The organism is Streptomyces sp. CG4, assembly GCF_041080655.1.
Taxonomy (GTDB): Bacteria; Actinomycetota; Actinomycetes; order Streptomycetales; family Streptomycetaceae; genus Streptomyces.
On sequence record NZ_CP163525.1, the window covers coordinates 4351159 to 4375899 of the forward strand.

Genomic DNA, 24741 nt, shown 5'->3' on the forward strand with positions numbered 1-24741 from the left:
TGGTATCTTACTGAAAATGAATTCCATTACGCACTACGTCTGAGGAGAGTTACGTCACCATGTCCGCGCACTGCATGCTCACCGGGGCCCGACCGGGCTTCGGCAACCGCATCTCCCACTCCCATCGGCGCACCTCCCGCCGCTTCGACCCGAACATCCAGAGCAGGCGCTACTGGCTGCCCAGCGAGAACCGGTACGTCCGGCTGCGGCTGAGCGCGAAGGGGATCAAGACCGTGGACACGATCGGCGTCGACGCGGCCGTGGCCCGGATCCGCGCCCGAGGAGTGCGGGTCTGATGGCGAAGAAGAGCAAGATCGCGAAGAACGAGCGGCGCAGGGAGATCGTCGCCCGGCACGCCGCCCGGCGCGCCGAGCTGAAGGAGATCATCCGGTGCCCCTCGTCCTCGGCGGCCGAACGGCTCGCCGCCCAGCGCGAGTTGCGCAAGCAACCGCGGGACGCGAGCGCCACGCGCGTGCGCAACCGCGACCAGCTCGACGGCCGCCCGCGCGGCTATCTGCGCACCTTCGGCCTGTCCCGGGTAAATCTGCGCGAGCAGGCTCACAACGGATTCCTGCCCGGAGTCCGCAGGTCCTCGTGGTGACCAGCTGGTAGCTTGCTGCGGGCCGTCCGGCGGAGGGCGGCCGGCCGCTACGAGCTTGGGAGCTTTCCGGTGACTTCTGCGACTGCAAGGCTGCGGACCGCGACCGTGGCCGCGGGACTGGTGGGCGCGCTCGCCGCGCTGACCGCGTGCAGCGGGGGCAGCAGCGACAAGAGCGCCTCCTCCTCCCCGACACCGAGTGCGACCACCGCGTCGCCCGCCCCCTCGGGCTCCGGAACCGTGACCGGGGCTTCGAACAAGCTCCAGGGCAGCTGGATCGCCACGAGCGGCGGCAAGATCGTGGCGCTGGTGATCACCGGAAAGAAGGCCGGGCTCTTCGTGACCGGGCGCAAGGCCTGGTGCCAGGGCACCGCGGGCAAGGAGTCAGGGATGCAAATGATCCATCTGACCTGTCCCGACGGCAACAAGGACCGGGTCACCGGAATGGTGAACTCGGTGGACGGCAAGGGCATGACGGTGAACTGGTCGGGCAAGATCGGCGAGGAGACATACACCAAGGCGGAGGGCGGCAAACTGCCGTCGGCGCTGCCCACGAAGCTGAAGCAGTGACCGGGCGGCCTGTTTGGGCACACCACCTGAAGCGGTGATTCCGCAGGGGTGGGCGAGCAGAGGGCCGGGCGCAGGCGCCATGATGCAGGGGCACCGTCACGACCTCGATGGGACATGCTCATGCGCGCCATTCCGCTCACCGTCACGGCCCTCGCCGCCGCCCTGCTGCTGACTGCCTGCAACGACAGCGGGAGCAAGAGCGCCGACAAGAACAGCTCGGGCTGCGCGATCGGCGGGGTCTCCGTGCAGATCGGATCGGCGAGCGTGGCACCGAAGGCCGGTGACACGGGTGAGATTCCGGTCAGCATCACCAACCAGAGCAAGCCGTGCACCCTGGACAAGTTCGCGGGCGTCTCGCTGAACACCGGCAAGGCCAAGACGGACATGCCGCAGCTCAAGGGCGCGAAGGCCCAGCGGCTGAAGCTCGCCAAGGGCGACTCGGCGTCCTTCACCATCAGCTATGTGCGCGGCGAGGCGAGCGGCAAGAACAGCCTCGACGTGAAGAGCGTCACCATCACCCTGCCTGGCACCACCGCCTCCCACAGCTTCCCCTGGTCGTACGGCCCCGTCGCCGTCCAGCCCGGCGGAACCGCCCCGAACGCCTCCGTGAGCGCCTTCCAGCAGGTCGGCGACTGAGCGCGACGCGGCCGCCCACGGCGCCTCCAGCCTGCGGCGGGCTTAGGGCGCTCACTTCAGCCTGGGGTGCTTGCTGCGGGCTGGGGCGCCACTCCAGGCTGGGCACCACTCCGGCTTGAGGCCCTGGCTGCGGGCTGGGGCTCCTCTCCGGCGCGAGGGCTCCTGTCGGCTGGGCGCAGCTCCGGGCCGGGCACCACTCCGGCCAGAGACCCTCGCTGAGTGCTGGGGCGCCACTCCGACCTGAGGCTCTCGCTGCGGGCTGGCGCGCCACTCCAGACTGGGCACCGCTCCGACTTGAGCCCCTCGCTGCGGGCCGGGCGCCACTCCGGCCTGAGGCCCTCGTCGCGGGCTGGGGCCCCTCTCCGGCGCGAGGCGCTCTTGCCGACGGTGCGCCACTCCTGCGGGCACCGCTCCGACTTGAGCCCCTCGCTGCGGGCCGGCGCGCCACTCCGGCGCGAGGCGCTCCTACCGGCTGAGCGCCGCTCCAGGCCGGGCCACTCCGGCCAGAGGCCCTCGCTAAGGGCCGGGGCCGCCACTCCAGACTGGGCACCGCTCCGACTTGAACCCTCGCTGCGGGCCGGCGCGCCACTCCGGCGCGAGGCGTTCCTGCCGGCTGGGCGCCGCTCCAGGCTGAGGCCCCGCTCCGGCCGACCTGAGGCGCCCATTGCAGCCCGAGGTCTCGCTGCAGCCTTTGGCTCTCGCTTTCGGCTGGTGCGCTCACCGGGCTGGGGCATCCGCCTGGGCTTGGGGCGGCTGCCCGGGCTGGGGCCTATTCCAGCCTGGGGCGGGCTCTGACCTGGGCACGGTCTGCCGCCCGGGCGCCCTCCGTCCACCCGGCCGCGTCGGTGACCCCGCGCAGCCGGGTCGTGGTGGTCTTGGGGAACATGCGCTCCAGCCGGTCGGTGACGGCTATCTCCCTGGTGGCCAGGACCGGCAGCAGATCCTGGGTGACCTGGGACTCGGCGGCGGCCGCGAGCCGGTCGCCGACGCGGTGGGCGTAGGCGGCCAGGAACGACTGCCGGAAGGTCTTGGTCCGCTTCCGGCCGCCGGCTCTCTGCGCGGCCTCCGCCTTGGTCATCGCGTGCGTGGCCTGCACCAGCAGCGAGGTGTACATCAGCTCGACAGCCTCCAGGTCCGCCTCGAAACCGACGACCGTGGAGAAACCCAGCGGTTCGTTCCACACCGCGCGGCAGTGGTTCGCGCCGGCCACGGCGTCGAGCAGGACCGCCTTGGCCTGTTCGTACGGCGGCTCGACGCCGATCCTGCAGGCGCCGGGGGCGTCCGGCGCGGGCGCCTCGGCGGCGAGCAGCGCCTCGTCGACACTGTGCCGCGCCATCAGCTCCTGTGCCTTGGCACTGAGGGCCTCCGCCTCCTCCGGATAGCCGGTCGCCTCGGCCTTGGCGAGCAGCGCGCGGATCCGGGCCGGCATGCGGGAGGCGGCCGGGCCGGAAGCGCGGCGGGGCTCGTCCTGCAAGGGCTCCAGCGTGGGCAGGCGCAGCAACAGGCGGTACAACTCCAGCGCGGTGGTGGCCTGCGCGAAGCGGTCCGCCTCGCGGGCGGGGCCCTCGGGCAGCTCCGCGAGCTGGGCGGCCCAGCGGCGCCCGCGCGGGCGGTCCCGCCCGGCCTGCGCGCGGATCAGTGCGGCGGCCAGGCGCACATGCACGTCCTCCAACTCGCGCCGCACCAGTCGTACGACGTCGGCGGGCTGCCAGCCGCGCTGCCAGGCCGTCCCGACGAACTCCTCGCCCCGCCGCGCGAGTTCGGCGTCCGCGGCGAGGTCGGCGGCGAGCACAGAGGCACCGGTGTCGAGCCCGGTGTCGGTGTCGTCGTAGAGCGCGGCGCGAAAGGCCCGCTCGACAGCGCTGGCATTGCTGGCAGTCCTGGTCACATCGTCGATCGTGCCACGCCCCACCGACAGCAGGCCGAGCTTTGTCCACAGGCTGTGGATGAACGGCCGGCCGACTGCCGGGGTGTGGTGCGCGGGGCACCGGTGATCAACACCAAGGTAGCCGCCGCCGACGACGGGGTCCGGGGGGCCAGCCGAGGCAGAACCGGGAGACGGGCGCCGGGAAGGAACCCGCGGGCAGGGAAACTGGACTGTCAACTACTGGTTGACACCCCTCGGGGTGCAACCTACGGTTGACACATGGCGACCAACCCGAACAGCACGGTGTCCGTACGCCTCGACGACCTCATCGAGGCCATCAAGAAGGTTCATCCCGAGCCCCTCGACCAGCTCCAGGACGCGGTGATCGCCGCCGATCACCTCGGTGACGTGGCCGACCATCTGATCGGCCACTTCGTCGACCAGGCCCGGCGCTCGGGCGCGTCCTGGACCGAGATCGGCCGGAGCATGGGAGTGACCCGGCAGGCGGCGCAGAAGCGGTTCGTGCCGAAAGAGTCCGCCGACCTCGACCCCAGCCAGGGCTTCAGCCGCTACACCCCCCGCGCACGGAACGTAGTAGTCGCCGCGCACAAAGAGGCGCTGGCGGCCCGCAACCCCGAGGGCCGGCCCGAGCATCTGGTCCTCGGACTGCTGGCCGAGCCGGAGGGCATGGCGGCGAAGGCGATCACCGCGCAGGACGTCTTCCTGGACTCCGTACGGCAGGCCGCGACCGCCGCGCTCCCGCCCGCCGCGGACGACGTCCCCGACCTCATCCCCTACGGCCCCGACGCCAAGAAGGCCCTGGAACTCACCTTCCGCGAGGCCCTCCGGCTCGGCCACAACTACATCGGCACCGAGCACATCCTGCTCGCGCTCCTGGAGCAGGAGAACGGCGAGGGCGTCCTCAACGGCCTCGGCATCACCAAGGACGGGACCGAGAAGCAGATCGCCAGGATGATGTCGCTGCTGACGGAGCAGAAGCTGCCCGGGGTCGGCGAGGCGGCGGCCGAACCCACCGCCTCGGAGGACTGAAACCGCAGGTCAGACCGATTGTCAGAGGCGCCTGCCACACTCGCAGTCATGACCGACCGGTGGGCGCTCGCACCGGCCGAGGACGGTGGCGTGGAGGTCGCCCCCCTCGGCCCGGACGGGCTGCCCGCCGGGCCGGTGCGGCGGGAGAGCGATCTCGCCGGGGCGGTGCGGAGCCGCCCGGAGGTGACGCGCTGGGTGTGGCGGTCCACCCCCGAGGTCTATCCGCGTCTGCTCGCCACGGGGGTGCGAGTGGAGCGGTGCTACGACATCGAGGACGCCGAGACACTCCTGCTGGGCCACGAGGGCCGGCACGGCGAGCCACGCTCGGCCGCCGCCGCCCTGGCCCGCCTCCGCGGCGGCCCCGTACCACCCGATCCGCCCCAGCGATCGGCCGAACCGGGCGCCCAGTCCACGCTGTTCGAGGCCACCGGCACCCGCCTGCCCCTGACCGACCTCCTCGCGGTCTACGCCGAGCAGCTGCGACGGCATGAGCGGACCGCCCGCCCCGACCGGATGCGGCTGCTGACCGCCGCCGAGTCGGCCGGAATGCTGGTGGCCGCCGAGATGAACCACGCGGGCGTGCCATGGAGCGCCGAGGTCCACCGGAATCTGCTGCACGACCTGCTGGGCGAGCGGTACGCGGGCGGCGGCGAGCCGCGTCGCCTCGCCGAGCTGGCCGACGCGGTGTCGGCCGCCTTCGGCCGCCGGGTCCGCCCCGATCTGCCCGCCGATGTGATCAAGGCCTTCGCCCAGGCCGGGATCAAGGTGCGCTCGACCCGCCGCTGGGAGATCCAGTCCCTCGACCACCCGGCCGTCGCACCCCTCCTGGAGTACAAGAGGCTGTACCGCATCTGGGTGGCGCACGGCTGGTCCTGGCTGCAGGACTGGGTGCGCGACGGCCGCTTCCGCCCCGAGTTCCTCGCCGGCGGCACGGTCACCGGACGCTGGGTGACCAACGGCGGGGGCGGACTGCAGATCCCCAAGGTGATCCGCCGGGCCGTGGTCGCCGACCCCGGCTGGCGGCTGGTGGTGGCCGACGCCGACCAGATGGAGCCGCGCGTGCTCGCCGCGATCTCCCGGGACCCGGGCCTGATGGAGGTCGCCGGCCGCGAGAGCGACCTTTATCAGTCCGTCTCCGACCGCGCCTTCTCCGGCGACCGCGACCAAGCGAAGATCGCCGTGCTCGGCGCGGTCTACGGCCAGACCTCCGGCGACGGCCTGAAGAACCTGGCCGCGCTCCGCCGCCGCTTCCCGAAGGCCGTCGCGTACGTCGACGAGGCCGCCCGCGCGGGCGAGGAGGGCCGGCTGGTGCGCACCTGGCTGGGCCGGACCTGCCCGCCGGCGGCCGGATCCGGCGAGGACACGGCGGAGGAGGCGGGCATCCCGATCGGCGAGGACGACACCGACCCCCAGGCCGCCGGCCTGACCGCCTGGGTCCCGGGCTACGCCTCCACCAACTCCCGGGCACGGGGCCGCTTCGCACGGAACTTCGTCGTCCAGGGCAGCGCCGCCGACTGGGCGCTGCTGATGCTCGCCGGGCTCCGCCGGGCCTGCGCCGGCCTCAGGGCCGAGCTGGTCTTCTTCCAGCACGACGAGGTGATCGTGCACTGTCCCGCCGAGGAGTCCGACACGGTCGTCCAGGCCATCCGCGCCTCCGCCGACCTCGCCGGACGGCTGACCTTCGGCGAGACCCCGGTGCGCTTCCCGTTCACGACCGCGGTGGTGGAGTGCTATGCCGACGCCAAGTGAGCGCCGTCCGGGCCTGCTTCGGCCACTCCGCGAGAACTGCTCACGGAGCCTTCGGTCACTGCGCGCGGGCTGTTCGGGCGCGTTCCGGTCACTGCGCAAGCGCTCCTCAGGAGCCCTTCGGTCACTGCGCGAGCAGCTCTCGCAGCTCCGTGGCGATCGCTTGCTCGTCCGTGCCGTCCAGGGCCGCGAGTGCCGCGCGCCAGGCGTCGTAGGCCTCCGAGCGCTGCCCTCGCGCGTGCAGCAGCAGTCCGTGCTGGTGCCTTGCGAGGCCGCCCATGTAGCGGTCGGCGCGGGCGTCGGCCCGGCGCAGCAGCTCGGCGCACTCGTGGCCCGCCCGCTCGGTCTCCCCCAGCTGCCGCAGCGCGCGGACCAGGCCGAGCCGGGTCTGGGACTCGCCGTGCCAGTCACCGTGGCCGCCGAGGATGCGCAGGCTCTTCTCGAAGTGCCCTGCAGCGGCGGCCGGTTCGCCCAGGGTGAGATGGGCGTAGCCGATGTTGCAGTGCGCCGAGTGCTGCACGATGACCGCGTCGATCGCGTCCCCGATCGCCAGCGAGCGCCGGTGCTGCTCGATCGCGGCACGCGGATCGGTGTGCTCGTAGAGGTTGCCGAGGTGGCTGTGGGTGACGGCCTCTCCGTAGGGATCGTTCAACTGCCGCGAGTACGCGAGGCTCTGCCGCAGCGCCTCCCCGGACTCCGCGAACCGCCCGAGCCCCTCCAACAGCAGACCACGGTTGTTCAGACAGCGCCGGATCCTGGAGACGACACCGAGCCGCCGCCAGATCTCCAGGGACTGGTCGGTGAGGGCGAGGGCGTCCCTGTGCCGGCCGGTCATGAAATGCAGGCCCGCCAGGTCACCCAGCGCGTAGGCCTCGGCCGCCGGGTCCCCGAGCCGGCGCGCCGCCCCGAGCGCGGCCCGCCCCAGTACCTCCATCTCGGCGACCCGTCCGCCGCGCTGGACGTAGGGGAAGAGCAGCCGTGCGAGCACCGAGAGATGGGCGGCGCGGAGCTGGTCGGACGTGTCGGCGTTCCGCGCCACCAGGGCGACGACGTTCTCCAACTCCACCTCGCCCCAGCCGAAAGCCTCCTCGGCGGACTCGAAGGACAGCAGCTCGGCCACGTCCACCGCGTGCTCCGCCGGCTGCGCGGAGGTAGTCCGCCGCCGGTCCTCCAGATCGAGCCCCGGCTCCACCACCGCCTCCAGCACCCGCTCGGCCACGGCGGCGTACCAGCGGAGAGCGGCCAGTTCGGAGTCGCAAGCGGAGTCGGAGGAGGCGCAGGCGGAGGCCGGTGCGGGCTCCTCGCCGGAATCGGTCCGGTGGACGGCGTCCAGCCGCGTGCCGGGGTGTGCGCCGGCGTCCGGGAGGGCGCCCGGCACTCCCGTGCCCCTGCCCTTCCCCGCGCTCGCGCCCTTCCTCGTCCCCATGTCCCTCCCCGTGTCCGCCAGTTCGCGGGCGAAGTCGCGGACCAGGTCGTGCGGGGCGTAGCGGCCGTAGGCAGTCTCCTCCAACAGGGCGACGTCGACCAGGCGGTCGAGGGCGGCCTCGGCGCGGCGCTCGTCGGTGCCGGTGAGGCGGGCGATCAGCGGGGCGCCGTAGGTCGGCAGGTCCAGCGCACCGATGCGGCGCAGCGCGAGGGCCGCGTCCCGGTCCGCCTCGCGCTCGGCGGCGGCGAGCGCGTCGTGGGCGACGGCCAGGGAACGCCGGACGCTCAGGTCGTCGTACTCCAGATGCCACAGCCGCCCGCCCGTCTCGGCCAGTTGGCTCGCCAGCACGTCCGGCGTGAGGGCGCGGCGGGCGACGAGCCTGGCGGCGACGACACGCAGCGCCAGCGGGAGCCGGCCGGTCAGCTCGACCAGCGCGTGCCGGGCGTCCAGCCCCTCGCGTCCGCTCACCGCGCGCAGCAGTGCCGCACTGTCCTCGCCGGTCAGCGGGGCGAGTGGGAAACGCCGGGCGCCGTCGAGGGCGGTCAGCGGCGAGCGGCTGGTGACGATCACCGCGCAGCCGGGCCCGGCCGGCAGCAGGGGCCGCACCTGAGCCGCGTTCGCCGCGTCGTCCAGCACCAGCAGGATGCGGGCGGGGGCGAGCAGCGACCGGAGCAACGCCGCTGCCGCATCCGGGTGTTCGGGGATGCTGCGGGGCTCGGCACCCAGGTCCCGGAGCAGTGCGGCGAGCGCCTGTGCCGGGGTGAGCGGGGTCATGCCCGGGGTGGCGCCGTGCAGATTGACGTAGAGCTGACCGTCGGTGAAGCGATCCCGCAGCTCATGCGCGACATGCAGGGCGAGCGCGCTCTTGCCGACGCCCGCCATGCCGCTGATCACGGCGATGGCCGGAGCCGGGGCGGGCGGCTCGGTGAGCGCGTGCAGCAGCTCGCAACGGGCATCCGCGCGGCCGGTGAAATGGGCAGGTGGCGCCGGGAGTTGGGCCGGTCGCGGGGACAGCCGGGAGTCCGGCCTCGCCCCGGACCCGGCATCCTGCTGCGGGGCCGACGGCGCCTGCTGCTTCTCGGGGCGGTCCTCCATCTGCCCTGCGCCCTGCGGATGTTGGTGTGCAGGACTGTCCGCGCCCCGCCGGAGGCCGGCGCGCTCCTGGTCCGCCCGCCGCTGCCCCTCGCCGCTGCCCCGCAGCACCTCGACATGCGCCTCGCGTACCGCCGGGCCGGGTTCGATGCCGAGTTCCTCGACCAGGCGGGCGCGCAGATCACGGTGGACGGCGAGGGCCTCGGCCTGACGGCCGGTGCGGTGCAGGGCGAGCATGAGCTGACGGTGGTACGCCTCGCGCAGCGGATACTCGGCGACCAGCGCCGCGAGCTCCGGGACGGTCCCGGCCAACCGTGCACCGCCCAGGGAGAGTTCGGCGTCGTAGCGCCACTCCAGCAGGAACAGCCGGGCCTCCACCAGGCGCTGCACCAGGGCATAGCCACCGAGGTCGGCGGGGAGCCCGCTGAGCGGGGTGCCGCGCCAGAGCGCGAGCCCGGCCGTGCAGGCGCGTACGACACCCGGCCAGTCCCGCCGGGCATGCGCGGCACGCGCCTCGGCGACCCGGGCGTCGAAGACATGCACGTCCAACTCGCCGTGATCGACGCGCAGTACGTACCCCGGCGGTACGGCCCTGAGCCGGTCGGGGTCGTCCAGGAGCCGGCGCAGCCGGGTGACGTGGTTGTGCAGGGACGCCTGTGCCGAGACGGGCGGCGCCCCGCCCCACAGGGCGTCCTTCAGTGACTCGACCGACACGACGCGGCCCGGTTCCAGCAGCAGCGCGGCGAGCAGCGCGCGCACTTTGGGACTGCCGATGGCACGGACGCCGTTGTCGGAGCCGTCGGAGCCGTCGGCGGCGGGTTTGTCGGAAAGAGTGTCAGAGATCTCGGACGAAATCCCGAACGGCGGCCGGTCGTACAGGACGGGCGGCCCCAGCAGTCCGAACCGCAGCTCGCACCGCCGCATCACGCCGTACCACTGCCTTCCCGCACGATCGGGGCCGACCGCGCTCCGCGACGAGCGTGCGCCCGCCGTTCCCTGGCGCAAATCCACTCTGTCCACAACGGATTCCCGCCACCTTCTGCCAGCCGACCCGGCCCCGGATCGGCCTGTCCGGCGGCCTGTTTCGGATACCGTCGGCGAGTTCCGGCCAACGGATCCGCGACCTGCCGACGAACCGTTGGCCACATGTTAGCGATCCGTTGGCGCATTCTGATGTGATCATTTCCATCGGATCTGGTCCTACGGTGCGCGCGTATGTCGCGTAACTCGGGGGAGTGTCGCCGCAGGCTGGGTCCGGGGACGCAAGGGGCCCCGGTCGGCGGAGGTGAACGCCCGGGGCCCCGTCCCGTTTTCCTGCTCCACGCCCCGTTGCGCACGGCCACTGCGCGTTCGCGCCGGACAGCGCCGTGTTTGCGCCGGACGGAGCCGCGTTCGCGCCCGGGCGCACCTCAGATCACCGGTGGGCGCCCGAGCCGGCTGAGCCGCCACACCGTCCGCCAGCGCATGGGCCGGCGCTCCCCCGCTGATTCCCGCAGCCCTTCCACGAACCCGCCGAACCACGCCTTCAGCCCCGCCAGGGAGCGGGTGCGGGCGAGGGTGAGCAGCGTCCACACCCCGAGGTGCACGGGGATCAGCGGCAACGGCAGCCGGCGCCGGACGAGCCAGACGCGGTTGCGGGCGTTGACGCGGTAGTAGATGGCGTGCCGGGCCGGTGAGGTCTTGGGGTGCTGGAGGAGCAGCTCGGGGGCGTAGAGGATCTTCCAGCCGGCGTCGGCGGCGCGCCAGGCGAGGTCGGTCTCCTCGTGCGCGAAGAAGAACTGGGCGGGCCAGTCTCCGGTCTCGGCCAGCATCGCCATGCTCAGGGCATGCCCGCCGCCGAGGAAGCCGGTGACGTACCCCGCGCGCATCGGATCCGACTTGCCCACCCGGGGCACATGCCGCTGCTGCGTCTCACCGCACTCGTCGGCGATGCGGAAGCCGACGATGCCGAGACGCTGATCGGCGGCGTACAGGTCCCGTACGTTCCGCAGCACATCGGCGTCCACGAGCAGCCCGTCGTCGTCCAGTTCCACGACGACGTCGACGTCGTCGAACTCCCGCAGCCGGGCCAGGGCGACGTTCCGGCCGCCCGGGCAGCCGAGGTTGTCATCGACGTCGATGGTGGTGACCTCACCGGGCAGGGAGAGCCGGTGGGCGAACTCGGGCAGCCGGCAGCCGTTGCCGACGATCACGATGCGGGCGGGGGCGAGGTCCTGCTTGGCCACGGACTCGAGCAGCGCGTCGACCTCGGCGGGCCGGTTGCCCATGGTCACCACGGCGACGGCGATCCTCGGCTCCACCACGTCCCTCACCTCATCCGGCCGACGGCGGCACCGCGCCCCGACCGCGCGGTGCCCGCCGTTCACCAAGATGTTGCCTCAGGTCCGTGGGTTCACCCGATGCCGATTCACTTTGCCGCCCCTTTGCTCCGCTTTTGTCCGCACATTCCTTCGTGGGCTCGAACAGCGGCAGTGGTGGGCCGGGGCGCAAGAAGCACGGAAGCGAGCACCGAGAGCGACTGTCACTAGCTGACGCAAAACCCCGGGTCAGACGGTGTCCGACCCGGGGTCCCATGTGGAGCCGCTTTCGGGATTCGAACCCGAGACCTACGCATTACGAGTGCGTTGCTCTGGCCATCTGAGCTAAAGCGGCGAGCTGCCCGCACCATGGTGCGATCGGCAACGTCGGTAAGTCTACACAGTTTCCGGGAGTGCTTCGTACCGGCCCCGGAGCGGGGGGGTCCGGGGCCGGTACCAGGGCTATGAGCAGCTCTTTCTCGCGCTCGGCGGGGTGCCGCGGAGCAGGTAGGTGTTGATCGTCGAGTCGATGCAGGTGCTGCCGCGGCCGTAGGCGGTGTGGCCGTCGCCGACGTACGTCAGGAGGCGCGCCGAGGAGAGCTGGCCGGCCAGGGACTCTGCCCAGCGGTAGGGGGTCGCAGGGTCGCGGGTGGTGCCGACCACCACGATCGGCGCCGCGCCCTTCGCCTCGATGCGATGCGCCTCGCCCGTGGCCTTCACCGGCCAGTACGCGCAGTTCAGCGCGGCCCACGCCAGGCCCTCGCCGAAGACCGGGGAGGCCTTCTCGAAGGTGGGCAGCGCCTTCTCCACCTGGTCGGGGCTGGTGAAGGCCGGCGGCAGGTCCAGGCAGTTCACGGCGGCGTTGGCCATCATCAGATTGCTGTAGTGACCGTCGGCGTCACGTTCGTAGTAGCTGTCGGAGAGTGCGAGCAGGCCCGCGCCGTCGTTCTTCTTCATCGCCGAGGCGAGCGCCTCGCGCAGCTGCTCCCACTCCGACTGGTCGTACATCGCCGCGATCACCCCGGTCGTGGCCAGCGCCTCGCCGAGCTTGCGGCCGTCCGCGTCGCCCGCCGGGACGGGGTGCTGGTCCAGCTTCCGGAAGAACGCCTTGAGGTGGTCGCCGACCTGCGCCGGCGTCGTGCCCTTGTCGCCGAGCGAGCAGTCGGAGTGCCGTACGCAGTCCTTCGCGAACGCCTGGAACGCCGTCTCGAAGCCGGCCGTCTGGTCCAGGGTCATCTGCCGGGCGCCCAGGGTCGGGTCCATCGCGCCGTCCAGGACCATCCGGCCGACCCGGTCGGGGAACAGCCCGGCGTACGTCGCCCCCAGGAACGTGCCGTACGACGCCCCCACGTAGTTCAGTTTCTGATCACCCAGCGCCGCCCGCAGGATGTCCATGTCCTGTGCCGCCTCCACGGTGGAGACGTGCCGCAGCAGCCGCGCCGAGTGTGCCCCGCAGCTCTCCGCGAAGCGCTGGTCCGCCGCGACCACCGCGTTGCGTTCCTGCTGGTCGTCGGGTGTCAGGTCGGTCTGTGTGTACGTGTCCATCTGGCGGCCGTCGAGGCATTCGACGGGCTCGCTGCGGGCGACGCCCCGCGGGTCCACCGCGACCATGTCGTAGCGGGCACGGACGTCGGCCGGGTAGCCGACGCCCGCGTAGCTCTGCAGGTAGCCGACCGCCGAGCCGCCAGGCCCGCCCGGGTTGACCAGCAGTGAACCGAGCGGCTTGCCCTTGCCGGTGGCCTTCTTGCGGGCGACGGCGAGCCGGACGTCACCGGAGCCGGGCTTGGCGTAGTCCAGCGGGGCCTTCATCGTCGCGCACTGGAAACCGGGGACACCGCAGCTGTGCCAGTTCAGACGCTGGGTGTAGTACGACGACAGCGCGGACGGCGTCGCACGCGGCAGCGCGGCCAGCACCGCGTCCGCCGCACCGCGGGACGACGTGGTCGAGCTCCCGGAGGAGCAGGCGGACACGAGCAGGGTGGCGGCCGTGAACAGGGTGGCGGTGAGGCGGGCCGTCGTACGGGGGCGGGTGCCCCGGGTACGGCGGAGGGATGGCCTGGTGTACATCAGGCGAGCGTAACGCTGTGCGATGACTCGGGCGCGATGCGTGCGGGGGATGAGCTCGTACGGGGGACATACGGGGACGCGTGCGGCTGCGGCGTCGTCATCCCGAGACCGGAGACGTCCGGGCACCGGTCACCCCACGGGAGCGACGTCCGTGCGTCAGTCGCCCCGCTCGCCGGTCCCGAAGCCATCCGCACGCCCGTCACCCCGCCCGCAGTGCCATCGTCATCGCCTCCACGGCCAGCAGCGGGGCCACATTGCGGTCGAGAGCCTCGCGGCACGCGGCGATCGCCTCGATGCGGCGGAGCGTGGACTCCGGGGTGCTGCCACGCGCCAGCCGCTCCAGGGCGTCCTCGGCGTCGGCATTGGCGATCGCGACCCGGGAGCCGAGCTGGAGGGCGAGGACGTCGCGGTAGAAGGCGGTGAGGTCGCCGAGGGCGATGTCGAGGCTGTCGCGCTGCGTGCGGGTTCTGCGGCGCTTCTGCATGTCCTCGAGGTCCTTCATCACGCCCGCCGTGCCGCGCGGCAGCCGGCCGCCCTGGGCCGCGCCCAGCGCCGCCTTCAGCTCCTCGGTCTCCTTGCCGTCCATCTCCTCCGCGAGCTGCTTGGCGTCCTCGGCGGCCGCGTCGACCAGTTCCTGGGCGGCCCTCAGACAGGCACCGACCTCGTCCAGCCGCAGCGGCAGCTTGAGCACGGAGGCGCGGCGGTCGCGGGCCGCCGGGTCGGTGGCCAGGCGCCGGGCCCGGTCGACATGCCCCTGGGTGGCGCGGGCGGCGGCCTCGGCGACCTGGGGTTCGATGCCGTCGCGCCGTACGAGCATGTCGGCGACCGCGGCCACGGACGGCGTGCTCAGGTTGAGGTGGCGGCAGCGGGAGCGGATCGTCGGCAGAACGTCCTCGATGGAGGGGGCGCACAGCAGCCAGACCGTGCGCGGGGCGGGCTCCTCGACCGCCTTGAGGACGGCGTTGGCCGACTTCTCGTTCAGCCGCTCGGCGTCCTCGACCAGGATGATCTGCCAGCGGCCGTTCGCCGGGGAGGTGAACGACTTGCGGACCGTGTCCCGCATGTCCTTCACGAGGATCTCGGCGCCCACGGCGGCCACTGTGGTGACGTCCGCGTGGGTGCCGAGCAGCGCGGTGTGACAGCCGTCGCAGAAGCCGCAGCCGGGAGCTCCGCCGAGGGCGCGGTCGGGGCTCACGCACTGCAGGGCCGCGGCGAAGGCTCTGGCCGCCTGGTTCCGACCCGCTCCGGGCGGGCCCGTGAACAGCCAGGCGTGCGTCATCTTCGACGCCTCGGGCAGCGGCTCGTCGGCCGCGGCGGCCGTGACGAGGGCGTCGGCGTCCCGCGCGGCGCCGCCGAGCACCGCCCTCACCTTCTCCTGCCCGACGAGGTCGTCCCATACGGTCATGGGTCACGCCGCCCTTTCGTCACACTCCGCGTTCCTGCCCTCCATTGTGCGGGTGGGCACTGACAACGCGGTCCGCGTGCGCGTCGACAGCCGGCCGGAAGGGCGAGGGCGGCGCCGGTCGGTGTTCCGACCCGCGCCGCCCTCGGTCCGTCCTGTCCGGCAGACCGGCCCTCAGCCCCGTCGGCCACGGCCCCTGCGGCCCTGCTCCTCGTCCTGGTCGCCGTGGTCCCGCTTGTCGTACGAGCCCAGCAGTTCGTCCGCCAGCGACGGCAGGTCGTCCAGCGGGGTCTCCTCGGCCCAGTCGGGACGCGGCCGCCGGCGGGGCGTGCCGTCGGGGCCGACCTGGGGCATCTCGCGGGTACGGTCCTCGGAGCCGTCGGGGCCCGCGGCGGGCCGCTCGTCCCGGAAGAACCCGGGCGGCATCCGGTCCGCCGGGGCGTCACCGCGTACGGGCGGCAGTACGGCCGTCTCGTCCGCCGCACCCGGAACCACCGGAGGCAGCACGGCGGTCTCCTCGGCGGAGCCCGCGGACACAGCCGGAAGGACCGCCGTCTCGTCGGCGGGGCCGGAAGCCACCGGTGGCTGCGGCAGCTCGGCGGTCGTCTCGGAGTCCGCGGGGGAACCGGCGGAGGCCTTGGCGTCCTCGGCACCCCGGGCGTCCCGGGCATCCCGCGCGTCCTCGGCGGAGTCGCCCCGCTCCGCACGCACCGGATGCAGCACCGTCGTCTCGTCGGTCCCCGGCGCCACGGCCGGCGTCGGAACCGTCTCCTCGGTGCCGCGCGCGTCCGGCGACACCACCGGCGTGGGGGCCGTCGCCGCGTCCGGGACGACGCCCGGTGCGGACGGCTGGGGTGCGCCGGGCCTGCGGGCCGCCGTGTCGGCCGCCGCCGCTGCCTCGGCCGCCTGCCGACGCGCCTCCTCGGCACGCAGCAGCGCGTCCTCGGCCTTGCGCTGCTTCTCCAGGCGCCGCGCCTCTTCCTCGGCGCGCAGCCGGGCCTGCCGGGCCTCTTCCTCAGCACGCAGCCGGGCCTCCTCCTCGGCCTGCTTGCGGCGCCGCTCCTCGTCGGCCCTGCGGCGGGCCTCCTCCTCGGCGCGGGCCTTCTCCTCGGCGAGCAGCCGCTGCCGCTCCTCCTCGGCGCGCCGGGCGGCTTCCTCGGCCCGCTGCCGCGCCTCCTCCGCCTGCCGTTCGGCCTCGCGGCGCTGCGCCTCCTCCAGCTCGCGGCGCTTGCGTTCCTCCTCCTCGGCGCGCAGCCGGGCCAGCTCCTCCTGGCGCTCGCGCTCCAGGCGCTCCTCCTCGGCCTTGCGCGCGGCCTCTTCCTCGGCCTTGCGGCGGGCCTCCTCCTCGGCCTTCTTGCGCGCCTCCTCCTGGGCCTTGATCTCGGCCTCGGACAGCGGCAGCACGGTGTCGAGCCGGTGCCGGATCACCGTGGTGACGGCCTCGGGCTCCTGGCCGGCGTCCACGACCAGATAGCGGCCGGGGTCGGAGGCGGCCAGCGTGAGGAAACCGGCCCGCACGCGCGCGTGGAACTCCGCCGGCTCCGACTCCAGCCGGTCCGGCGCCTCGGTGAACCGCTCGCGGGCGGTCTCCGGGGAGACGTCCAGCAGCACGGTCAGGTGCGGGACGAGTCCGTTGGTCGCCCAGCGGTTGATGCGGGCGATCTCGGTCGGGGAGAGATCGCGGCCGGCGCCCTGGTAGGCGACGGACGAATCGATGTAACGGTCGCTGATCACCACCGCGCCGCGCTCCAGGGCGGGCCGTACGACGGTGTCGACGTGCTCGGCACGGTCGGCGGCGTACAGCAGCGCCTCCGCGCGGTGCGACAGGCCCGCCGAGGACACGTCCAGCAGGATCGAGCGCAGCCGCTTGCCGACCGGGGTGGCACCCGGCTCGCGGGTGAGCACGACCTCGTGGCCCTTGGCGCGGATCCACTCGGCGAGGGCCTCGGCCTGGGTGGACTTTCCGGCGCCGTCGCCGCCTTCCAGGGCGATGAAGAAACCGCTCGTCGCCGGTGTCTCGACCGGGTCGTCGCCGCCGAGCAGCGCGTCCTTGAGGTCCTGGCGCAGCGGGATGCCGGAGCGGTCGTCGACCTTGGCGAGCACCAGCGCCGCCACCGGCAGGAGCAGCGCGCCGACCAGCATCAGCGTGAAGGAGGCGCCGCCGTGCGCGAAGACGAACTTGCCGTTCTCCAGTCGGTGCCGGCCGATGAGGCCGGCGACCACGGGGGCGATCAGCGCACCGAGCGCGATGAAGACCCGGACGACCGCGTGCAGATGCTCGGTGATGCGCGCCCGGCGGTAGTCCTCGGTCTCCTGGTCGAGCAGGGCGTGCCCGGTGTTCGCGGCCACGCCCGCACTGCCGCCGGCCAGCGTGACGATGAGCAGGACCGTGGTGACGTCCGGGACCAGCCCGGCGGCCAGCAGGGCGACGCCTGTGAGGGCGATCGCGAGAGCGAGCAGCCGACGGCGCGAGAGCGAGGGCAGCAGCGCGGGGGCCGTACGGATGCCGACGGCGACACCGCCGGTCAGGCCCAGCACCAGCAGGCCGTACAGGACCGGGCCGCCGCCCAGGTCGGTGGCGTGCAGCACGCACACCGACACGGCTGCGGCGATGGCTCCGGCGACCGCGGCGCAGGCCGGGACGAGCAGCGGGATCGCGCCCGTACGGCCCTTGTCGACGCCGGTGCCGGTGCGCGGGCGGCGCAGGCCCTCCAGCGGGGACCGCGCGCGGGGGGTGCGCGTGTCGGGCAGCTCCAGGGAGGTCAGCACGGACAAGGAGGCGGCGAACAGGCCGGCCGCCACATACGACCCGAGAGCCGCGTGGTGCTGGTCGAACCAGGCGACGCCCGTGCCCAGCAGGTTGTTGATCAGGCCGGCGACGACCATGGTGGCGGCCGCCAGCGGGACGGCGAGGAAGCTCGTCCGCAGCGAGAGGCGGCGCAGGGCGTCCATGTGGTCGGGCAGCGGCCGTACGGTGGCGCCCTCCGGGGGCGGACCCGGCAGCAGGGCCGGGGCCGCGCTCTCCCGGCACACGGTCCACAGCCGCTCGGCGACACCGGTGACGAAGGCGGTGACCAGCAGGACGGCCAGTGCGTTGCCCGGAGTCCAGTCGATCCACAGCGGGGCGATGATCAGCAGCGCGGCGCGCACGCCGTCGGCGCCGACCATGGTCCAGCGGCGGTCGAGCGGGCCCTCCTGGCCAGTGAGCGAGTTCAACGGGCCGAGCAGGACCGCGCCGAACAGCAGCGCGGCGAGGACGCGCGCCGCGAAGACCGTCGCCACTGCGAACGCCACACCCCCGTACCCACCCCCGAAGGAGCCCTGGGTGATCGCCGCCTGGAGGGCGAGGACGACCAGGGCGAGGAGTGCCAGGGTGTCGCCCACACCGCTCACCAGCTGTGCGCTCCACAGGCGCCGCAGCTGCGGTCGGCGCAGCAGGGAGCGGACGGCGCGCTCGCGGGAGTCCGCGACCAGGGCGTCGTCCGGGGCTGTGCTGGGGGCCGTTGGCTGCTCGGCTCGCGTCATGCGTTCAGCCTATCGGCAGCCACCGACAGCACACGTCGTCTGTCCTGGCATGCGCACGCCCCGACACCAAAGTGATGCCGGGACGTTCGCTGAGCGAAGCCGAAGAGGCGGCCGAAGGGCGGTTCCCCCGGGGCCGTCTCCCAGGACGGCCTGCCGGGGCAGCCCCCGTATGGGCCTGCGGGTCAGTCCTCCGCGCCGGAAGCCGTGGCCTTGGAAGCCGTCGCCTTCTTGGCGGTCGTCTTCTTCGCCGTGGTCTTCTTCGCGGCCGCGGTCGTCTTCTTCGCCACCGTCTTCTTGGCGGCGGTCTTCTTCGCCGGGGCCGCCTTCTTGGCCGTGGCCTTCTTTGCAGCGGTCTTCTTGGCCGGGCCCTTCGCGCGCTTCTCGGCGAGCAGCTCGAAGCCGCGCTCCGGGGTGATCGTCTCGACGCTGTCGCCGGAGCGCAGGGTCGCGTTGGTCTCCCCGTCGGTGACGTACGGACCGAAGCGGCCGTCCTTGACCACGACCGGCTTGCCGGAGACCGGGTCCTCGCCCAGCTCCTTCAGCGGCGGCTTGGCGGCGGCCCGGCCACGCTGCTTGGGCTGGGCGTAGATCGCCAGCGCCTCCTCCAGCGTGATCGTGAAGAGCTGGTCCTCGGACTGCAGCGAGCGCGAGTCCGTGCCCTTCTTCAGATACGGGCCGTAGCGGCCGTTCTGCGCGGTGATCTCCTGGCCGTCGGCGTCGGCGCCGACGATGCGCGGCAGCGACATCAGCTTCAGCGCGTCGTCGAGCGTCACCGTGTCGAGCGCCATCGACTTGAAGAGCGAGGCCGTGCGCGGCTTGACCGCGTTCTTGCCGGTCTTGGGGGTGCCCTCGGGGAGGATCTCGGTGACGTACGGGCCGTAGCGGCCGTCCTTGGCGACGATCGTGTGGCCGGTGGCCGGGTCCGTGCCCAGCTCGAAGTCGCCGCTCGGCTTGGCCAGCAGCTCCTCGGCCATCTCGACGCTCAGCTCGTCCGGCGCCAGGTCGTCCGGGATGTCGGCGCGCTGGTGCTGCTCGGTGTCCTTCTCGCCGCGCTCGATGTACGGGCCGTAGCGGCCGACGCGGAGCACGATGTCGTTGCCCACCGGGAACGACGACACCTCCCGCGCGTCGATCGCGCCCAGGTCGGTCACCAGCTCCTTGAGGCCGCCGAGGTGGTCCCCGTCGCCGTTGCCCGCCTCGGCCGCGCCGCCGTGACCCGTGCCCTCGCCGAAGTAGAAGCGCTTCAGCCACGGCACGGCCTTGGCCTCGCCGGCCGCGATGCGGTCGAGGTCGTCCTCCATCTTGGCGGTGAAGTCGTAGTCGACGAGCCGCCCGAAGTGCTTCTCCAGGAGGTTCACCACGGCGAAGGACAGGAAGGACGGCACCAGGGCCGTGCCCTTCTTGAAGACATAGCCGCGGTCGAGGATCGTGCCGATGATCGACGCGTACGTCGACGGACGGCCGATCTCGCGCTCTTCCAGCTCCTTGACCAGGGAGGCTTCGGTGTAGCGGGCCGGGGGCTTGGTGGCGTGGCCGTCGGCCGTGATCTCCTCGGCGGACAGCGCGTCGCCCTCGGCGACCTGCGGCAGCCGGCGCTCGCGGTCGTCCAGCTCGGCGTTCGGGTCGTCGGCACCCTCCACGTAGGCCTTCAGGAAGCCGTGGAAGGTGATCGTCTTGCCGGAGGCGCTGAACTCGACGTCCCGGCCGTCGGCGGCGGCGCCGCCGATCTTCACGGTCACGCTGTTGCCGGTCGCGTCCTTCATCTGGGAGGCGACGGTCCGCTTCCAGATCAGCTCGTACAGCTTGAACTGGTCGCCGGTCAGGCCGGTCTCGGCAGGAGTGCGGAAACGATCACCCGAGGGGCGGATCGCCTCGTGGGCCTCCTGCGCGTTCTTGACCTTGCCGGCGTACGTACGCGGCTGCGGGGGCAGGTAGTCGGCGCCGTACAGCTGCGTGACCTGGGCGCGGGCGGCCGTGATCGCGGTGTCGCTCAGCGTCGTGGAGTCCGTACGCATGTACGTGATGTAGCCGTTCTCGTACAGCTTCTGGGCGATCTGCATCGTCGCCTTCGCGCCGAAGCCGAGCTTGCGGCTGGCCTCCTGCTGCAGCGTCGTCGTACGGAACGGGGCGTACGGCGAGCGGCGGTACGGCTTGGACTCGACGGAGCGCACGGAGAACCGGGTGTTCTCCAGGGCAGCGGCGAGGGCGCGGGCGGTCGCCTCGTCGAGGTGGAGGATGTTCGCGCTCTTGAGTTGTCCCAGGGAGTCGAAGTCGCGGCCCTGCGCGACCCGCCTGCCGTCGACGGTCTGCAGGCGGGCGACAAGCGACGACGGGTCGGACGAGTCTCCCGCGCGGCCGGTCGCGAAGGTGCCCGTCAGGTCCCAGTACTCAGCAGAACGAAAAGCGATGCGCTCGCGTTCCCGCTCCACCACGAGTCGTGTGGCGACGGACTGCACGCGGCCGGCGGACAGCCGGGGCATGACCTTCTTCCAGAGGACCGGCGAGACCTCGTAGCCGTAAAGGCGGTCGAGGATGCGGCGGGTCTCCTGGGCGTCGACCAGCTTCTGGTTGAGCTGGCGCGGGTTGGCGACGGCCTCGCGGATCGCTTCCTTGGTGATCTCGTGGAACACCATCCGCTTGACCGGGATCTTCGGCTTGAGGACCTCCTGGAGGTGCCAGGCGATCGCCTCGCCCTCCCGGTCCTCATCGGTGGCGAGGAAGAGCTCGTCGGACTCCTTCAGCAGGTCCTTGAGCTTCTTGACCTGCGCCCTCTTGTCGGCGTTGACCACATAGATCGGCTGGAAGTCATGGTCTACGTCCACACCGAGGCGGCGCACCTCGCCGGTGTACTTCTCGGGCACCTCCGCGGCGCCGTTGGGGAGGTCGCGGATGTGCCCGACGCTCGCTTCGACGACGTAGCCGGGGCCGAGGTAGCCCTTGATCGTCTTCGCCTTGGCAGGCGACTCGACGATGACGAGTCGGCGGCCGCCCTGTGCGGTCTCGCTGGTCGGGGACAACTTCGCTCTTCTCTCCGGTCGACGCTGGGGCCTCCCCAGGGCTTCTTCCCGGGGTCGCGGCGTACTGCTGGCACGTGTGACGCTGCGGAGTGTGACGGTACATCCCGCCCCCGTGTCAAACGGGAAAAGCCCACAACGGCCACTCGAACGGTAACCCGACTACCGCCATTCCTGCCGCCCGGAGTCCCGGGTACCCACCTGAGGCATGTCCGGAGCGTGATACTCCCCTTACTCTCGCGGCGCTCTCGCCGCAGCACACCCGCCGACGTCAGAGGCGGGTCAGGCAGTACGCACCGAGGGTCAGCGCGACCGTCGCGGCCACGCCGGCGAGGGCGGCCGATGCGACCGGGTTCACACCCTGGGCCACCGGCTCGCGACGCTTGAGGCGGGTGCCGGTCCAGGTCAGCAGGGCACCTCCGAACAGGACGAACACCGTTCCCGCGAAGATCGCCGGCACGCTCTCCATCGCCCGCCCACCCCTTCCGTGCCGTCCGGCTCCGCCCAGCGCCGGGAGAGTGGCACGCCCGGGAGACGGACGGGAGACATCGGGGTGAACGGAGGGTCGACGTGATACCGAACACGCGAGCGAACAGCGTCGGCGTGGGCACGGAGGTCCGTATTTTTCCGGCCGTTTTCCCGGCACCGGCGCGTCACGGCCCCGGCCGTCGTCCCAGGCCGGCCCGTGCCGCGAGCATACGACGATGATCCGGGCGTGGTCACCCGGGCATCCCGGAACGGCTACGACCGCACGAGCACCCGGCGTACCGCAGGCGCACCAGCCGCCGTAGCCCCCCGGCCCGCCGAGGCGGTGCGCCGGAGAAGCCGCCGGGCCCCGCGCCGGGCCTGCGTACAGACGCGGCACTCGGGCTCCGCGCGCAGCCGGGGTGGCCAGGTCCGGTACACGGACCCGGCGCGCAGACGCGGGGCGCGGACTCAGAACTCAGCGCACGGACTCGGTGCGTTCGCTCAGTTCGCCGGCTCGAGGAAGCCCTGCTCCACCAGCAGGCGGATCTGCGCGGGTGTCCGATCGCGGAGCAACACCGGGTCCTCGTTCATGAGTTGGGCGATGGCGTCCAGGATGCGGCCCGCGCTCAGCGTGCCGTCACAGACACCCGCGAACCCGGCGCCGACCGTGTCCACCTTCGTGGCCCGGCGCATCCCGCGGTGCTGGCGCAGCACCACATGCTCCGGGTCCTCGGCGCCGGGCAGCCCGACCTGCTCCTGAACCACTTCGGCGGCCAGCCTGAAGTGGCTTGCGAGCAGTGCCGCGTCGTCGTACTCCCGGAGATAGTCGAGCCGCTCGAAGTGCGCCCGGATCGTGTCCCCGAGGGGCTGCTCGACCGGGTGCGGCCACTCCTCCACAGTGACGACGGGATCGGCCGAACCCGTCCTGCGCAGGGTGATCCAGCCGAAGCCGACCGCCTTGACCTTGCGCGCCTCGAACTCGTCGAGCCAGGCGTCGTAACGTGCCTGGTACTCCGCCGGATCCCCGCGGTGGTCACCGGCGTCCCTCAGCCACAGCTCGGCGTACTGCGTGACGTCCTGTACCTCGCGCTGCACGATCCAGGCATCGCACCCGCGCGGCACCCATGACCTGAGTCTGTCCTGCCAGTCCTCCCCTGCCACGTGCTGCCAGTTGGCGAGGAACTGCGCGAACCCGCCCTCGTTCAGCCGTTCCCCCGCCTGCTGAACGAGCGAGCGGCACAGATCGTCCCCGCCCATGCCGCCGTCCCGGTATGTCAGCCGGGCACCGGGGGAGATGACGAACGGCGGGTTGGACACGATCAGGTCGAAGGTCTCGTCGTCCCGGACGGGTTCGAAGAGCGAACCCTCGCGCAGGTCGGCGGCGGGCGCCCCGGAGAGCGCGAGTGTGAGCGCGGTGATGTGCAGGGCGCGCGGGTTGAGGTCGGTCGCTGTCACGCGCGTGGCGTGCTGGGCGGCGTGCAGCGCCTGGATGCCGGAGCCCGTGCCGAGGTCCAGGGCGGACGCGACCGGCGTGCGGACGGTGATGCCGGCGAGGGTCGTGGAGGCGCCGCCGACGCCCAGGACGACGCCCTCCTCGCGCTGCCCGATGCCACCGGCACCGCCGACGGCGCAGCCCAGGTCGGAGACGATGAACCAGTCCTCGCCGCCGGGGCCGCCGTAGGGCCGCACATCCACGGTGGCGGCCACCTCGTCGCCGCCCACGCGGCTGAGCCACCTGGCTTCGAGGGCCTCCTCGACCGGCAGAACGTGCGCCACGCGCGCGTGCGGCACGGGTTGCTGGAGCAGAAACAGCCGTACGAGCGTCTCCAGCGGCGTGTCGCCGCGGGTCGCGCGCAGGGCGGGCACGGTCTCGCTGCGGGCCAGCGCCGCGTACGCGGGGGCGCCGAGCCGGTCGAGCAGTCCGTCGGCGGTGAAGGAGGCGGCCAGCAGCGCGTTCCGCAGGCGCGCGGCGATGTCGGTCCGGTCGGAAGCGGGCAGAGAGGCGAGTCCGGAGTCAGTCACGCCCCCCATTGTGACCCGCGGCACCCGCCGGACGCGGCCTCAGCACGCCCCCCACCGACGCACCCCGGCCACGGCCTCGGACGCATCACCGACACGCCCCGGCCACGACCGGCCTGCCGGTGCCTGCGGCCCGCCGGAGCGGGACCGCGGCACGTGCCTGCCGGCCGTGGGCCGTCAGCCGTGGACCGTCAGCCGTGAAGCCGGCCGTGGGCCTCCGGTCGCGAACCGCTGGCCGTCAGCCCCCGCCCGTGGACCGTCGCGTCCCGTCAGCCCGCCGACGGCGAGGACGTCGAAGTCGACGAAGCGTCCGACGACGCCACCTTCTTGCAGCTGGCCTGCTGGGCGATGGCGTTCTTGACCTCGCCCTGCTGGAGCTTGTCCAGCGCGTCGGTGCCGGTCTTGTGCTGCGTCTCCAGGTCCGTCATCTTCGTGGCGATGTCGTGCAGCCCGGAGGCGAACTTCGCCTGGTCCTTGGTGTTCAGCGCGTCGACCTGCTTCTTCAGGCCGGCGTACGAGGCGGAGAGGCCGTTGAAGCTCTTCGCGACGGCCTGCAGCCGCTTGTCGCCGTCGGCGACACCGGGCGGTGCTCCCGCCTTGCTCACGGCGACGGCGATCGCCTTGTAGCCGTCGGACATGTCCTGGAAGGCCTGGGAGTCCGTCTTCTGGAGCGTCTCGGGCTTGGCGGTGTCGGCGGCCGTCGTGCTGATCGCCGCGTTCGCCGACTTGATCTTCGCGTCCTGCGCGGGCACCGCGTCGCACACCGACTTGGCCCAAGCGACCAGCTTGGGGTCGGGCCCCTTGTCACCGCCGCTGCTGGTGCATCCCGTCAGCGCCACCACCAGTACCGCACCGCCGGACAGTGCGGCCGTGAGCTTCTTGTTCACCGGATTGGTCCCTTCCCTGGCTCTCGGCCCACGGACCCTACACGGCGGACGCACACCCTCCCCACCCCGTACGCACT

General features: G+C 72.7%; 16 protein-coding genes and 1 tRNA gene. 6 read left to right on the forward strand and 11 right to left on the reverse strand.

All coding sequences use genetic code 11. The annotated features are described in order from the left end of the window. Window positions 1-59: 59 nt before the first annotated feature. The 4 genes from rpmB (at window position 60) to AB5L52_RS19850 (ending at window position 1804) form a co-directional block, all read left to right on the forward strand. Window positions 60-296: a 50S ribosomal protein L28 gene (gene rpmB, locus AB5L52_RS19835; RefSeq protein ID WP_351572547.1), complete on the forward strand. Its 237-nt coding sequence runs from the start codon at window positions 60-62 to the stop codon at window positions 294-296. After that, complete coding sequence (gene rpsN / locus AB5L52_RS19840; RefSeq protein WP_351572544.1) at window positions 296-601, forward strand: 30S ribosomal protein S14; 306 nt, start codon at window positions 296-298, stop codon at window positions 599-601. Before rpmB ends, rpsN begins: the two co-directional genes overlap by 1 nt. A gap of 69 nt (window positions 602-670) precedes the next feature. After that, on the forward strand, window positions 671-1168 hold the full coding sequence (locus AB5L52_RS19845) for a hypothetical protein (RefSeq protein ID WP_351572541.1): 498 nt from the start codon (window positions 671-673) through the stop codon (window positions 1166-1168). A 120-nt stretch (window positions 1169-1288) separates the two neighbouring features. After that, the gene (locus AB5L52_RS19850) at window positions 1289-1804 is read left to right on the forward strand and encodes a DUF4232 domain-containing protein (protein WP_351026150.1); all 516 of its coding nucleotides are present in this window, start codon (window positions 1289-1291) and stop codon (window positions 1802-1804) included. 769 nt (window positions 1805-2573) lie between these two features. Here AB5L52_RS19850 and AB5L52_RS19855 read toward each other — a convergent pair. Further along, window positions 2574-3692, reverse strand: coding sequence for a DUF2786 domain-containing protein (locus AB5L52_RS19855; protein WP_369365332.1), 1119 nt, complete (start codon window positions 3690-3692; stop codon window positions 2574-2576). A 258-nt stretch (window positions 3693-3950) separates the two neighbouring features. Here AB5L52_RS19855 and AB5L52_RS19860 point away from each other — a divergent pair, with 258 nt between their 5' ends. Both AB5L52_RS19860 and AB5L52_RS19865 read left to right on the forward strand, forming a co-directional pair. Continuing rightward, a complete protein-coding gene (locus AB5L52_RS19860; protein ID WP_351026146.1) occupies window positions 3951-4721 on the forward strand; it encodes a Clp protease N-terminal domain-containing protein in 771 nt (256 codons plus the stop codon). Between the two features lie 48 nt (window positions 4722-4769). After that, window positions 4770-6470, forward strand: coding sequence for a bifunctional 3'-5' exonuclease/DNA polymerase (locus tag AB5L52_RS19865; protein ID WP_369365335.1), 1701 nt, complete (start codon window positions 4770-4772; stop codon window positions 6468-6470). A 121-nt stretch (window positions 6471-6591) separates the two neighbouring features. On the opposite strand, the gene AB5L52_RS19870 is transcribed toward AB5L52_RS19865, so the two are convergent. The 10 genes from AB5L52_RS19870 to AB5L52_RS19915 form a co-directional block, all read right to left on the reverse strand. Further along, entirely contained in the window at window positions 6592-9909 is a 3318-nt protein-coding gene (locus AB5L52_RS19870; protein WP_369365337.1) for a BTAD domain-containing putative transcriptional regulator, read from the reverse strand. 485 nt (window positions 9910-10394) lie between these two features. Then, the gene (locus AB5L52_RS19875; RefSeq protein WP_369365339.1) at window positions 10395-11288 is read right to left on the reverse strand and encodes a glycosyltransferase family 2 protein; all 894 of its coding nucleotides are present in this window, start codon (window positions 11286-11288) and stop codon (window positions 10395-10397) included. A gap of 272 nt (window positions 11289-11560) precedes the next feature. Further along, window positions 11561-11637, reverse strand: a tRNA-Thr gene (locus AB5L52_RS19880). Window positions 11638-11744: 107 nt separating this feature from the next. Continuing rightward, window positions 11745-13349, reverse strand: coding sequence for an alpha/beta hydrolase (locus AB5L52_RS19885; RefSeq protein ID WP_369365341.1), 1605 nt, complete (start codon window positions 13347-13349; stop codon window positions 11745-11747). A 199-nt stretch (window positions 13350-13548) separates the two neighbouring features. Beyond that, window positions 13549-14754 (reverse strand): DNA polymerase III subunit delta', encoded by a 1206-nt coding sequence (locus AB5L52_RS19890; RefSeq protein WP_369365343.1) that lies wholly within the window; start codon window positions 14752-14754, stop codon window positions 13549-13551. A gap of 171 nt (window positions 14755-14925) precedes the next feature. Next, complete coding sequence (tmk, locus tag AB5L52_RS19895) at window positions 14926-18276, reverse strand: dTMP kinase (protein WP_369365346.1); 3351 nt, start codon at window positions 18274-18276, stop codon at window positions 14926-14928. Between the two features lie 182 nt (window positions 18277-18458). Then, on the reverse strand, window positions 18459-21293 hold the full coding sequence (topA, locus tag AB5L52_RS19900) for a type I DNA topoisomerase (RefSeq protein WP_369365348.1): 2835 nt from the start codon (window positions 21291-21293) through the stop codon (window positions 18459-18461). A 268-nt stretch (window positions 21294-21561) separates the two neighbouring features. Continuing rightward, a complete protein-coding gene (locus AB5L52_RS19905; RefSeq protein ID WP_369365350.1) occupies window positions 21562-21759 on the reverse strand; it encodes a hypothetical protein in 198 nt (65 codons plus the stop codon). 500 nt (window positions 21760-22259) lie between these two features. Next, the gene (locus AB5L52_RS19910) at window positions 22260-23780 is read right to left on the reverse strand and encodes a class I SAM-dependent methyltransferase (RefSeq protein WP_351026130.1); all 1521 of its coding nucleotides are present in this window, start codon (window positions 23778-23780) and stop codon (window positions 22260-22262) included. 266 nt (window positions 23781-24046) lie between these two features. Beyond that, a complete protein-coding gene (locus AB5L52_RS19915; protein ID WP_351026128.1) occupies window positions 24047-24664 on the reverse strand; it encodes a small secreted protein in 618 nt (205 codons plus the stop codon). Window positions 24665-24741 lie beyond the last annotated feature (77 nt).